Source organism: Meridianimarinicoccus aquatilis, assembly GCF_004358675.1.
Classification (GTDB): domain Bacteria; phylum Pseudomonadota; class Alphaproteobacteria; order Rhodobacterales; family Rhodobacteraceae; genus Meridianimarinicoccus; species Meridianimarinicoccus aquatilis.
This window is the reverse complement of sequence record NZ_SMZO01000005.1, coordinates 37,588-50,621: the sequence shown is the minus strand read 5'-3', so window position 1 is coordinate 50,621 and position 13,034 is coordinate 37,588. Positions and strand designations below refer to the sequence as shown.

Below are 13,034 nucleotides of genomic sequence, written 5' to 3'. Positions count from 1 at the left end.
CATCAAATTGTGACACCGCCATCCACAAGCATGGTTTGCCCCGTGATGAACCTGCTTCCATCGGAAAGCAGATGTACGATCGTCGGGGTGAGATCGTCAACAGTGGCCAGACGGCCCATCGGTTGACGCGCGATAAAGTCTTTTTCGGCCTGAACCGGGTCCGGCGCAGAGGCAATCCGCCCCTGAAGCGATGGGGTGTTCACTGTGCCGGGGCAAAGCGCATTGCAGCGCACATTGCGGACCACGAAATCGGCAGCGATGGCCTTGGTCAGGCCGATCACAGCGGCCTTCGTGGCGCCGTAAGCCGTTCTGTTCACAAAGCCCTTTTCGGATGATGCCATGGACGACATGTTCAGGATGGATGAACTCCCCACACTGTCCGCTTGCCGCAAGAGGCCGGGCAGAAAGGCGCGGCACATGCGTACCATCGAGGTGATGTTGATGTTCAGCGCGACGTCCCAATCTTCATCGGTAAGATCAAGAACGGTTCCGTGGTGAACCACACCTGCGCAGTTAAACAGACCGTCAAGATCTGGCAGTTCCGTGGCCAGCGATTTGATTGCCTCTGCGTCCGTTACGTCCAGCTGACGGGTTTCTATCCCGGCGACGCCTTTGAATGCGGCCAACAGGTCGGCGTTAACATCTGTCGCGATCACCTTTGCACCCGCGTTGGCGCAGGCCAGCGCACTTGCAGCCCCCATGCCTTGGCCGGCCGCGGTGATCAGAATTGTCTTGTTCTTCAGCAATAGAACATCTCCCACAGTCACATCACCGCGCCGATTTGCCATGGAACGAATTCGACACCGCCAAAGCCCAACTCTTCGCTTTTTGTTTTCTCGCCGGATGCGATGCGGATAAACAATTCGAAGATGTCTCTACCTTTGCTTTCAAGGCTGATGTCGTCGCTGATAATGTCGCCGCAATTGACATCCATGTCTTCGGACATTCGGTTGTACATTTCAGAATTGGTTGCAACCTTGATGCACGGCGTGGGCATGTACCCCGACACGGACCCGCGCCCGGTTGTGAACACGATAAGGTTTGATCCGGATGCGATTTGGCCTGTGACAGAGCAGGGGTCAAAGCCCGGACTGTCCATGAAAACAAAGCCCTTGGTGTCAACTTTTTCACCGAAAAGATAGACTTCGGTCAGCGGGGCAGAGCCGCTTTTTGCAACGGCCCCAAGCGACTTTTCAAGGATCGTGGTCAAGCCGCCGCGCTTGTTGCCGGGGCTTGGATTGTTGTCCATCTCACCCTTGTTGCGTGCAGTGTAATCTTCCCACCAACGGACCCGCTCGATCAGCTTTTCGCCCACGCGCTCTGACACGGCGCGGCGCGTCAGCAAATGTTCGGCGCCGTAAATTTCAGATGTCTCGGACAAGATCGTTGTGCCGCCGTGACGGACCAAAAGATCCGAGGCTGCGCCAAGTGCGGGATTGGCGGTAATTCCGGAATAGCCGTCAGAGCCGCCGCATTGCATGCCGACCATCAATTCCGACACGGGCGCAGGCTTGCGTGTCGCTGTGTTCGCCAATTCGGCGATGCCACGCAGTTCCGACAACCCCTTTTCGATTGTCTTTCGTGTGCCGCCTTCGTGTTGGATGGTCATGTACCGCAAAGCGCCATCGGCGCGGATCGGGTGATCACCTACCAGCGCGGAAACCTGCATCACTTCGCAGCCCAGACCGATCAGCAGAATACCCCCGAAATTCGGGTGCTGCGCATAACCTGCAAGGGTGCGCATGAGCGTTGCATAGCCTTCGTTTTCCCCCGACATCCCGCAGCCTGTGCCGTGGGTGATCGGTACAATGCCGTCAATGTTGGGAAACTCATCCAGAAAGCCATTCTTTTCGGCGGCTTCGGCGATGAATTTGGCCACCGAACCGGAGCAGTTCACAGAGGTCAGGATGCCAAGGTAATTGCGCGTGCCGACGCGCCCGTCAGCCCGGTGAAAGCCATCGAAGGTGCGACCTTCGGTAATCGGGTCGAGGTTCTTTGCTTCGCTGGCGAAGGCGTAGTCTTGAGAATGATCGCCCATGCCAAGGTTGTGCACGTGAACATGTTCGCCGGGTGCGATGTCGGATTTGGCCTGACCGATGATTTGGCCATAGCGCAAAACGTTCTGTCCGGCGGCGATAGGTGCGATGGCGATCTTGTGCCCTTGCTTTACCGATTGCAGGGCGTTCGGGCCATCTGCGGTGCATTCACTGCCTGCCGCTAAATCCGCCAAAGCAATCACAATATTGTCTTTTGGGTGCAATTTCAGTGTGCGGGACTTTGGGGGCACGTGTCTCTCTCCTGTCACCCAGGCGGTGGCCTGCTATGTGAAGCAACGACTAGCTTGACTCGCGGCAGGTGTCAACTAACATGTCAGCTGAGAGGACGAAGAATGACCCCCTATGCCCTAACCCTTGATATTGACGGTCTTGAAGGCCCATTGGCGCAGCGGGTCTATACCGTTCTGCGCAACAGAATACTGGACATGTCGTTTGAACCCGGCATGGTCTTGAGAAAGGGCGCCCTGTGTGAGCAGTTGAACGTGTCCAGATCCCCAGTGGCAGAGGCGTTGGGAAAGCTGTCATCTGAAGGGTTGGTTGATATCGTGCCGCAATCAGCCACGCGCGTATCCCAGCTGTCGCTAAGTGAACTGCGCGAAGAAAGCTTCCTACGCGAAGCGATCGAAGTTGCCGCGGTCGCCAAGGTCGCGGCAGAGCGAACCGATGACCAGCTTACCCGTTTGGTGCGGAACCTAAGGATGCAAACCCTTTTGGTAGAAGATCAGGATTTTCTGGGATTTTTCGAGGTGGATATGAATTTTCATGACCTCATTCTTGGCTTCACCGGATATCCGACTGTTGTTTCGACGACGACGAAACTCTCGCTTCAGATACAGAGGGCGCGGGTGCTCTTGCTTCCTGAAGAGGGGCGGCCAGCGCAGGCCGTTTCCGAACACAGTGCGGTTCTTGATGCGATAAAAGCCCAAGATGTCGAGGCGGCGAAGGCAGCTATGTCGCGTCACCTGCGCCGCCTGCTGGAACGGATCGACCCGCTTGAACGTCAGTATCCGCGATTTTTCAGATCAACGTAATGAAAGTGATCCCATGGACCTTACGCAACGGCGGGCGTTGAACCAACGAACGGGCAGAAATGTGTCCCTGACGCAGATGGGCTTTGGCACGGCCCCTCTTGGCAATCTGTACCGAAAGGTGACCGAACAGGATGCTCAGTCAACGCTGCGGGCGGCATGGGATGCTGGAATTCGGTACTTCGACACGGCCCCTCAATACGGCTTGGGCCGGGCAGAACACCGCGTGGGTGTGGCTTTGCCCGGGTTTGACGTGACTGCATTGACCCTTTCGACAAAAGTGGGGCGTCTCTTGCTGGATTGCGAACCCGGCGAGGTCACGCCCGAAGCATTTGTGGATGTCCCGCAAAAGCGTATCGTTTTTGACTACACCTATGACGGGATCATGCGCAGTTTTGAGGAAAGCCTCGCGCGTCTTGGGACGGATCAGGTGGACATACTGATGTTGCATGACATTGATGCGGGCACCCACGGCGAGGCGGGAGAAGCAGAAAAGCTGCGCGAATTGTTTGCCGAAGGCGGGTATCGCGCCCTGACCGAATTGCGCGAGGATGGGCGCGTTTCAGCGATCGGTGCTGGGGTCAACACATGGCAAATTTGCGAGCGACTGCTGACGGAGGCGGATTTTGACGGGTTCCTGCTCGCAGGGCGTTACACTCTTCTGGAGCAAGATCCGCTAGAGACGTTTCTCCCAATGTGCATTGAACGGGACGTTGGAATAATTCTGGGTGGTCCGTACAATTCTGGCATCCTTGCCACAGGGCCGGTGGACGGCGCGCGGTATAACTATTCTCCAGCCCCGCCAGAGGTTCTTGAGCGGGTTCGACGGATCGAACAGGTTTGCGCCGACCATGACACGGCTCTGATCGCAGCCGCGTTGCAGTTTCCGCTTGGCCATCCGGCAGTCAAAACGGTGATACCGGGTGCAGCCACACCGGTTGAGGTTCGTCAAAACGTTGCAACCTTTGAAGTGACTGTGCCGACAGCCCTATGGTCTGATCTCAAAAGCGCCGGACTGCTTCGGTCAGATGCCCCTGTTCCAGAGGAGACCGAAAATGCTTCGTAGTATCCCGCCTATCTTGTCGCCGGATCTTCTGTGGACCTTGCGTGCGATGGGGCATGGCGATGACATCGTCATTGCCGACGCGAATTTTCCTGCCACCAGCATGGGGGCGCGGTGCCATCGTCTGGACGGCATCACTGCAACGGATGTTCTGTCAGCAATCCTTACGGTCTTGCCATTGGATAGCTTTGTGCCGGATCCAGCGATCGTGATGCAGGTGGTGGGCGATCCCGATGTCGTGCCGCCGGTGGTTGCTGCGTTCCAGACGATTGTAAACACCACGGCCGACACCCCAGTTAAACTGGCCAGTCTTGAACGGTTCGACTTCTATGACCGGGCGAAGTCAGCCTTTGCCGTTGTGCAAACCGGAGAGTCGCGCCTTTATGGCAATATTATCCTGAAAAAGGGTGTGATCGGAGCATGATCATCGATGCGCACCAGCACTTCTGGCAACCCGCACGCGGGGATTACGGTTGGCTAACCCCATCGCTTACGGCGCTTTATCGTGATTTCATGCCGTCGGATCTTGCGCCGCTATTGGACCAAAACGGCGTTTCCGGCACGATTTTGGTGCAGGCCGCGCCAACAGTTGCAGAGACACAGTTCATGCTGCGGATTGCGGACGAAACGCCCTTTGTTTTTGGTGTCGTGGGCTGGGTGGATTTTGCTGACCCGGCTGCGCCGCAAACAATCGCGGCGCTGGCTACGCACCCCAAGCTGGTTGGATTGCGGCCGATGATTCAAGACATCGCTTGTGACGACTGGATGCTCAGGGATGACCTGACACCAGCCTTTGAGGCAATGATAGAGCACGGGCTCGTCTTTGATGCGCTCGTGCTCCCGCGCCACTTGCCCAGGCTCGCGCGGCTTTTGGAAAGGCACCTGACGTTGAAGGTCGTCATTGATCACGCGGCAAAGCCTGAGATCGCCGCGCGCCAGTTCGATGCTTGGGCGCGAGATATGGCAGTGCTGGCCGAGCTCCCTCATGTGTTTTGCAAGCTTTCGGGATTATTGACGGAAGCAGGCGAAAGCTGGTCGGTGTCTGACCTTGATCCATACGTCGATCATCTGTTTGCGATTTTCGGGAGCGAACGGCTCATTTGGGGTAGCGATTGGCCAGTTTTGACGCTTGCGGCGAGCTATGATCGTTGGATGCAGATTGCGCAGTCGTGTGTTGCCGAAACAGCGGCGCGGGTCGATATTTTCGGTCAGAACGCCGTGCGTGCATACGGGTTGAAACCGGTGCCTGCACTGGCCTAGCTGGCGGCTGGCCCAAGTGACTGGCGTAGTCGTATGTCGGTGGGCAGTTCCACGCTTTGAACCGGCTCTGTGTGCTTGACCATCTGAATCAACATCCCTGCTGCACGGCGGCCCATTTCGTGGTGCGGAACATGGACCGTGGTCAGCGCAGGTTCCGCAAGCATCGCGATTTCGATGTCGTCGAAGCCAGTAATGGAAATGTCCTGCGGAACCCGCAGCCCAAGTTCTTTGGCGGCTCTCAACGCGCCAATGGCAAGCACGTCATTCACGCACATCACCGCTGTTGTTTCGGGGGCTTCGGCGAGCGTTTTGCGAAGCGCTGTTTCGCCATTCTCAATTCCGTAGGGGGTTTGGGTCAGGTGCAAGTCCTTTGGGTTCAGCCCTGCAGCCTTCATCGCCCTTTGAACGCCGAGCACACGATCACGCGCCCGGTCATTGGACGCGATTGGCGCGGTAATACAAGCAACATGCCGATGCCCTTGTTGAAAGACAAGTTTGGCCAACGCTGCCATCGCGCCTGCGTTGTCGAAGCCGATGGCTGTTTGTTTAAGCTGTTCGTCATAGGACCATGCAATCAGACAGGGGACTGAACGCGACTTGAGAAACTCATAGAGTTTCGGGTCTCGGTGAAAGCCAATCAGAAGCAAGGCATCCGCGCCCCTTGCAACCAACGCGCGCACCTGTTCTTCTTCCAGCGCTTCCTGATAGGCCGAGGACGCAATCAGGAGGGTCTTTCCATGACGGCCGAGTTCTTCTTGAAAGGCTTGAATTCCCCGTGCGAAAACAGAGTTTTCCATTGTCGGAATGATCGCGCCGAACGTGTTTGTGTGTTTGGCCGCCAAAGCACGCGCACCGAAATTCGGGGCATATCCAAGATCGGCCACCGCCTGCATTACCCTCTCGCGGGTTTTCTTTCCGACCTGGTCGGGAGAGTTCAGGCAGCGTGACACAGTCGCTGTGGACACTGCTGCACGCCGAGCGACATCCGCAAGCGTCGGGATGGATATTTCACGCGGCGGCTGGTCCATCATGTGTGTTCTCTTTCTGCGCCGCGGCATCCTCAGGTGTGGCCGCGTCCTTCGTTTGTGAAGTTTAGGGCCAAGCGACGGGTGTCGCAATGCTTGGGCTTTGTCGGCAATGTAAGCGCTTGCATAGAGTAATGTAAGCGCTTACATTTCTAACGAATCGCACATCAAGGTGCGACGGGAGGAGATCAGATGGCTTTTATCTTGGCGCTGCTCTTGTTGGCGGCGTTCACCGCGAATGTCGTTATTGGGGCAATCGGAGATGCCCCATTCGTTAGCAACGTTACCGAGATGATCGTGCTCTTATCAGCTGCGATCGCCTTCTCAGTGGGCATTCTTCAACGCGAAGCCCGCGAACAACAAGACGTCGAAAACCAAAAATAGACTGAGTTTCATGGGAGGAAACGCAATGACCAAGATGGATAAGGACCGTGTCTCGACCGAGCGCCGGAACTTTCTTAAGCTTGCCGGCTCTGGCGGCTTTACAGCAGCAGTGATTGCCGGGGCAGGCGGGATGCTCTGGTCTGACGCCGCCGTCGCGCAAACAGCCGCCGAAGAGCGCGAACGCGAAGCTGCCGCAGACCACATCATGACGCTTGCAACAGCCTATGTTCTTGGTGCCTCGCGCAGCTATCCGATCATGCAACTGGATCTTAAAGAGAACATTCAGAACCTGACAAACGGTAAGGTGTATGTTCGTCTGGCACCGGGCGGGCAGCTTGGTGCCGGCGGCGCGCTTGCGCAGGCAGTGCAGTCCGGCACAATTCAGTGTGCGCAGCACTCGCTCGCCAACTTTGCCCCCTTCGCGTCTGTGGTCGACCTGATCAACCTGCCCTATTTCTGTGGCTCCAACCAGCGCTTTACCAATCTGACCAGTTCTGATGCGTGGAAGGCCGAGGTTGATCCGAAAATTGCGGCGTCCGGGTTCAAGTCCTTGTTCTATATTGTGATCGATCCCCGCGTCGTCGCTGTCCGTCAGGGCGGGACTGCGATCATCACACCAGAAGATATGGCTGGCGTGAAATTCCGCGTCCCGGGCTCGGCAATGTTGCAGCAGTACTACCGCATGGTCGGCGCGAACCCCACTCCCGTCGCTTGGGGTGAAACGCCGTCGGCGATCCGCCAGGGCGTGGCTGATGCGCTTGATCCGTCGGTTGGCGCGCTTCACGTGTTCGGATTCGGTGAAATCCTGAGTCACGTGACCTTCACCCAAGCGGTTCCTGACAGCCAAGTTTATTCTGTCAACCTTGAGTGGTTCAACGGACTGCCCGCTGACGTGCAGGCTGCGATTGAATTCGCGGGCGAGATCACGCAGGCGCAAAACCTGTCCAAGGTTCCGGCGGCGCGCGCCTATGCGATGTCGCAACTGGTGGCCAATGGGGTCGAATTTCACTCGCTCAGCGACGATCAACTTGCCGAATGGCAGTCGGTCGGCGGTTACCAGCGCAGTGAATGGGACGCGTTCAAGATCGAACTGGCCGGGTCAATGGAAACCTTTGATCGCCTTGCGGAAGCGGCTGGTACTATGGGCCGCCATTACGTCCACGACGCCTGATCGCACTCGGGAGCTGGCGCGGCGAGTTCCGCGCCGGTTCGACCCGCTTTTCACCAATTGCGAACAATCGAGACGACGGGCGCAGGGTTCTCTGTGTCCGAACGGGGGACCTGTATGTCTGAGTTGTACAAGGCAATAGACAAGAACGGCGAGCGATGGCTCTTGCTCGTTTTCTACGTGATGCTTGTCGGAACGATGTTCATCGAAGTCGTGCGGCGCGAAGTGTTCGCCTATTCGTCTATCTGGGGCGAAGAGATCGTGCGCTATTCCTTCATCTACCTCGCTTGGATCGGGGCAGCTGCGGCGGTCAAGGAACGTGGGCATATCCGCATCGATGTGCTTATGAATTATGTTCCCCGGACAGTAAAATCGCTGCTCTACATCTTTGGCGATATTGTGATGTTCGTTGTGGCGATCATCGCTCTCTACTGGTCGTGGGAAGCGGTGCACGTGTCGTGGAAGTTCGGGTCTGTGACCCATGGGCTTCGCATAAGCCAGGTATGGTTCCTGTTCGCCGTGCCGTTCGGCTTTGCGCTGATCTTGCTGCGACTGACCCAATCCCTCCTTCGTGACATCTCCGACCTTCGTAACGGCCGTGCCGTGTACGAAGGCGACAAGCTCTTTGACTGAGAGGGCCGGCAATGCTTTGGCAACAACTCCAGAACCAACCAGTCATACTGGGCGCGGATTTCTACATCCCAATCATCGTTTTCGTCATCCTGATTGCACTGGCGGTGCCGGTATGGGCGGCAATTGGGTCTGCAGCGATCCTGATGTTGATGATCTCTGGCGCGCTGCCGCTTTCGCTGGTTGGCGAGAGCCTTTTTCATGGCATTGACCACTTTGCCCTGACTGCGGTGCCCCTATTCATTCTGACCGGCGATGTCCTTGTTCGAACGGGCCTGTCCAAGAAATTCCTCGACGTGGCCGAAGCGATCACCTGTTGGGCCAAGGGTGGCTTCGGATCGGCAACCGTTCTTGTGTGCGGTATGTTCGCGGCCATCTCAGGGTCAGATGCTGCCGGCGCTGCCGCTGTTGGGCGCATGACAATCGACCGTTTGGTCGAAAGCGGATATCCCCGCCCCTATGCCTGTGCGCTTGTTGCGGCCGGGGCGTGTACCGGAATTCTCATTCCCCCCTCGATCGCCTACATCATCATTGGTCTGGTTCTCGGGGTGAATGTGTCCATCCTGTTCCTGGCCGCCGTGATCCCTGGTCTTCTGGTCCTTCTGGCAATCTTGTTGACCAACACGCTGGTCAACCGGCGCCATGCCTATGAAGGCGGCGGATTGATGACCTTTGGCGAATGGGCCACAAATCTGTGGGCGGCTCTGAGGTCAGGTTGGTACGCGTTCACAGTTCCGGGCATTATCTTTTACGGGATATTTTCGGGCAAACTTACCCCGACCGAAGCAGGCGCGGTCGCCGTTGTCGTGACCATCTTGATCGGCTTCACCATTGGCACGCTGAAGTTCGCTGACTTTCCGGCGATGTTGGTGAGTTCGGCCAAAGTGAACGGGGTCATTCTGCCCATTATCGCCTTCTCGCTACCTTTGGCACAGGCGCTTGCGATCCTTGGGGTGCCGCAGGGCTTTGTGGCTGCTGCAACAAGCGTCAGCGAAGAGCCGTGGGTGCTGATCCTTATGATGATCCTGATCTTGATCGCTGCGGGCTGCGTTATGGAAACGACGCCAAACATCGTGATCCTTGCGCCGATCCTCTTCCCGCTCGCCCAGCAGATCGAAATGAACGAGATCCAGTTCTGCATCATGATGATTACCGCCCTGGGGGTTGGATTCATCACGCCGCCGCTTGGGCTCAACCTGTTCGTGGTTTCTGGAATAACCGGCGAGTCGATCCTCAAGATTGCGGCGCGTGCCATCCCGTTTGTGGGTTTCATGCTGATCGTGACGCTGATGATCGCGTACATCCCGGCGCTTTCCACAATCCTCCTTCCCGAAGTTTACCGATAGGACGAAGATTCAATGACAAGAGAGTACCTGAAAAAAGCTGACCTGACGCCGAGCAGCGGCGCGTCAGATGTGCACAAACTTGTTCAAGGCATCCTTGATGACATCGAGGCTGGCGGCGACGCAAAGGCCATCGAATATGCGGCAAAGTTCGATGACTACGACGGAAGCATTCTTCTGTCTGACGAAGAAATTCAGGCTGCAATCGCCCTCGTTCCGGAAAAGATCAAGGCGGATATCCGGTTCAGCCACGACAACGTACGTCGGTTTGCAGAGGCGCAAAAAGCGACACTGACCAATATCGAGGTCGAAGTCGTGCCGGGCATGATTGCCGGACAAAAGACAATACCGGTTGATGCGGCAGGGTGTTATGTGCCCGGCGGACGGTACTCGCATATTGCATCGGCGATCATGACCGTCACAACGGCGAAAGTTGCTGGCTGCAATCACATTGTGGCGTGCTCGCCGCCTCGTCCGGGCGTCGGGATTGCGCCAGCCATCGTCTATGCGGCACATATCTGTGGGGCCAACAAGATCATGGCCATGGGCGGAGTGCAGGGCGTCGCGGCAATGACCTTTGGCTTGTTTGGTCTGCCTCCGGCCAATATCCTTGTGGGACCGGGCAACCAATTCGTGGCTGAGGCGAAGCGCATTTTGTTTGGCCGTGTGGGTATCGACATGATCGCCGGCCCGACAGACAGCCTTATCCTTGCAGACAAGGATGCGGATGCAATGGTCGTGGCAACGGATCTCGTGGGTCAGGCCGAGCATGGGTACAACTCCCCGGTCTGGCTTGTGACGGATGATCGTTCCTTGGCGGTAAAGGTCATGGAACTTGTACCGCAACTGATTGCCACCTTGCCTGAAGTGAACCGCGACAATGCTACAGCGGCTTGGCGCGACTATGCTGAAGTGATTGTCTGTGCTGACCGTGAAGAAATGGCAGCCACATCAGACGAATACGCCCCAGAGCACCTGACAGTGCAAGCTGCTGATCTGGATTGGTGGCTGGATCGACTCAACTGCTACGGCTCTTTGTTTCTGGGGGAAGAAACGACGGTTGCGTTCGGGGACAAAGCATCGGGGACCAACCACGTGCTGCCGACCAGCCGCGCTGCGACCTATACCGGCGGTCTGTCCGTCCACAAATATATGAAGATCGTGACTTGGCAGCGGTCCACCCGCGAAGGGGCAAAGCCGATTGCCGAGGCAACTGCCCGCATTGCACGACTGGAAGGGATGGAAGGGCACGCACGCACCGCTGACATCCGACTGGCGAAGTTCTTCCCGAACGAAGTCTTCGATCTGACCGCTGAAGAGTCAGTAGATGCCGAGTAACATTGGCCCTGACCTCACAGGGCACATTGCCTGTGTGACGGGGGCCAGTTCTGGCCTTGGGCGGCGCGCAGCCTTGGTCTTGTCGCAGGCCGGGGCCAAGGTCGTGACTGTTGCGCGCCGGGCCGATGCGCTGGCCGAACTGGCGGCGGAGGCGAATGGCCCTGTTGCTGAGGTCGCGCATGATCTGGCTGATCGCAATGGGTTGAATGAGTTGGCCGAGCGCGTGACGGCGCCCTTTGGGTCCCCTGATATTCTGGTCCATGCGGCCGGTATCAATACGCGCGAAACTGCGGATGACGTGACCCCTGAAGGCTGGGATGTCACGCTCAATCTGAACCTCGCGGTGCCGTTTTTCCTATCGCAAAAACTGGTGCCCGGGATGCGGGCAAACGGATGGGGGCGGATTGTCAATTTTACGTCGCTGCAATCTCATCGCGCTTTCCCGGGTGGTCTGAGCTATGGCGCGTCTAAAGGGGGCGTGTCGCAAATGACGCGCGCCATGGCCGAAGCGTGGTCTCGCGATGGGATCATGGTCAACGCCATTGGGCCCGGCTTTTTTCGCACGGAATTGACAGCGGCGGTTTTTAACGACCCGGAACGAGCGGCGCGCAACGCTGAGCAAACATGTATCGGGCGCAACGGCGAACTGGGCGATCTTGATGGCCCGCTTTTGTTCTTCTGTTCGGATGCGTGCCAGTACGTGACGGGCCAGATCTTGATGGTTGATGGAGGATTTACAGCGAAATGAAGGCACTTGTTTACACGGCTCCCGAGCAGTTGGAGTATCGCGACGTCGCGAACCCAGCGCCAGCGCCGGGTCATCATCTTGTCCGGATAGAAAGCGTTGGAATTTGCGGGTCAGACATGCACGCCTTTCTGGGGCATGATGATCGCCGTCCCGCGCCGCTTATCCTTGGCCACGAAGCGGCCGGCACCGTGACCGGCGGACCCATGGATGGCACCCGCGTGACGATCAACCCGCTTGTGAACTGCGGCACCTGCCGCGCGTGCCGAGCCGGGCGTGAAAACCTGTGCAGCAAGCGGCAGATCATTTCCCTGCCGCCGCGCGAAGGGGCGTTTGCGCAGTTCGTGGCGATGCCGGAGCGGAACCTTGTGCAAGTGCCCGATCATGTCAGCCTTGACGTGGCATGTCTGGCCGAACCCGTTGCCGTTGGGTGGCATGCGATCCGACTTGGGATTGACGCAATGGCGCATGACAAGGTGCAGACCGCATTGGTCGTTGGGGGGGGCGCCATCGGCGTTGCCGCAGCCATCAGCCTGATTGCGCAGGGCGTGACGGATGTGACCCTGATTGACCCCAATTCATTGCGCCGCGATTATCTGAACCTTGGTCCGTATGTCGATGTGCAAGCCCCGGCCGAGATCAACGGGCGCATGTTTGACCTGACAGTGGATTGCGTTGGCTACGACGCAACCCGGGCCAGTTGTTGCGCCGCGACGCGGCCTGGCGGTGTGATCTTGCACGTGGGTTTGGGGGGTGGCTCTGCCGGTCTCGATATCCGTCACATGACGCTGCAAGAGATCACGTTCATTGGCACCTATACCTATACTGCGCAAGATTTCCGCGACACTTGCGCTGCGATGTTCGACGGACGTCTTGGTCCGCTTGACTGGACGGACACCCGCCCCCTTGGCGATGGCGCCGCCGCCTTTGGCGACATCCGCGAGGGCCGGATTGCCGCGCCAAAAATTATTCTCAAACCTGCATAACCGGAGA

The 13,034-nt window shown here is 57.6% G+C and carries 14 protein-coding genes; 11 read left to right on the top strand and 3 right to left on the bottom strand.

Annotated features, from left to right (window positions below; translation table 11 throughout):
• Positions 1-2 precede the first annotated feature (2 nt).
• Complete coding sequence (locus E2L05_RS03410) at positions 3-788, bottom strand: SDR family oxidoreductase (RefSeq protein WP_133341492.1); 786 nt, start codon at positions 786-788, stop codon at positions 3-5.
• Positions 764-2,287 (bottom strand): UxaA family hydrolase, encoded by a 1,524-nt coding sequence (locus E2L05_RS03405; RefSeq protein WP_133341491.1) that lies wholly within the window; start codon positions 2,285-2,287, stop codon positions 764-766. The genes E2L05_RS03410 and E2L05_RS03405 overlap by 25 nt, the downstream gene beginning before the upstream one ends.
• A gap of 102 nt (positions 2,288-2,389) precedes the next feature.
• On the opposite strand from E2L05_RS03405, the gene E2L05_RS03400 reads away from it, so the two are divergent.
• The 4 genes from E2L05_RS03400 to E2L05_RS03385 are packed head-to-tail and all read left to right on the top strand — an operon-like array spanning position 2,390 to position 5,408.
• Positions 2,390-3,088, top strand: a complete 699-nt coding sequence (locus E2L05_RS03400; protein ID WP_133341490.1) for a GntR family transcriptional regulator — start codon at positions 2,390-2,392, stop codon at positions 3,086-3,088.
• Between the two features lie 13 nt (positions 3,089-3,101).
• Positions 3,102-4,151 carry an aldo/keto reductase gene (locus E2L05_RS03395; protein ID WP_133341489.1) on the top strand — a complete coding sequence of 350 codons (1,050 nt, stop codon included), beginning with the start codon at positions 3,102-3,104 and terminating at the stop codon, positions 4,149-4,151.
• Complete coding sequence (locus E2L05_RS03390; RefSeq protein WP_133341488.1) at positions 4,141-4,572, top strand: RbsD/FucU family protein; 432 nt, start codon at positions 4,141-4,143, stop codon at positions 4,570-4,572. The genes E2L05_RS03395 and E2L05_RS03390 overlap by 11 nt, the downstream gene beginning before the upstream one ends.
• Complete coding sequence (locus E2L05_RS03385; protein WP_133341487.1) at positions 4,569-5,408, top strand: amidohydrolase family protein; 840 nt, start codon at positions 4,569-4,571, stop codon at positions 5,406-5,408. The genes E2L05_RS03390 and E2L05_RS03385 overlap by 4 nt, the downstream gene beginning before the upstream one ends.
• On the opposite strand, the gene E2L05_RS03380 is transcribed toward E2L05_RS03385, so the two are convergent.
• Entirely contained in the window at positions 5,405-6,439 is a 1,035-nt protein-coding gene (locus tag E2L05_RS03380; RefSeq protein WP_394346532.1) for a LacI family DNA-binding transcriptional regulator, read from the bottom strand. The two genes, E2L05_RS03385 and E2L05_RS03380, sit on opposite strands and share 4 nt — an antisense overlap.
• Positions 6,440-6,625: 186 nt before the next feature.
• Between E2L05_RS03380 and E2L05_RS03375 the strand changes: the two genes are divergently transcribed.
• From E2L05_RS03375 to E2L05_RS03345, 7 genes are all read left to right on the top strand, one after another.
• Complete coding sequence (locus E2L05_RS03375) at positions 6,626-6,817, top strand: hypothetical protein (protein WP_133341486.1); 192 nt, start codon at positions 6,626-6,628, stop codon at positions 6,815-6,817.
• Between the two features lie 25 nt (positions 6,818-6,842).
• On the top strand, positions 6,843-7,988 hold the full coding sequence (locus E2L05_RS03370) for a TRAP transporter substrate-binding protein (RefSeq protein WP_133341485.1): 1,146 nt from the start codon (positions 6,843-6,845) through the stop codon (positions 7,986-7,988).
• 114 nt (positions 7,989-8,102) lie between these two features.
• Positions 8,103-8,618 carry a TRAP transporter small permease gene (locus E2L05_RS03365; RefSeq protein WP_133341484.1) on the top strand — a complete coding sequence of 172 codons (516 nt, stop codon included), beginning with the start codon at positions 8,103-8,105 and terminating at the stop codon, positions 8,616-8,618.
• A gap of 11 nt (positions 8,619-8,629) precedes the next feature.
• The gene (locus tag E2L05_RS03360) at positions 8,630-9,961 is read left to right on the top strand and encodes a TRAP transporter large permease (RefSeq protein ID WP_133341483.1); all 1,332 of its coding nucleotides are present in this window, start codon (positions 8,630-8,632) and stop codon (positions 9,959-9,961) included.
• A gap of 12 nt (positions 9,962-9,973) precedes the next feature.
• The gene (gene hisD / locus E2L05_RS03355; RefSeq protein ID WP_133341482.1) at positions 9,974-11,296 is read left to right on the top strand and encodes a histidinol dehydrogenase; all 1,323 of its coding nucleotides are present in this window, start codon (positions 9,974-9,976) and stop codon (positions 11,294-11,296) included.
• Positions 11,286-12,044 carry an SDR family NAD(P)-dependent oxidoreductase gene (locus tag E2L05_RS03350; protein ID WP_133341481.1) on the top strand — a complete coding sequence of 253 codons (759 nt, stop codon included), beginning with the start codon at positions 11,286-11,288 and terminating at the stop codon, positions 12,042-12,044. Before hisD ends, E2L05_RS03350 begins: the two co-directional genes overlap by 11 nt.
• Positions 12,041-13,027, top strand: a complete 987-nt coding sequence (locus tag E2L05_RS03345) for a zinc-dependent alcohol dehydrogenase (protein ID WP_133341480.1) — start codon at positions 12,041-12,043, stop codon at positions 13,025-13,027. Before E2L05_RS03350 ends, E2L05_RS03345 begins: the two co-directional genes overlap by 4 nt.
• Positions 13,028-13,034: the final 7 nt, after the last annotated feature.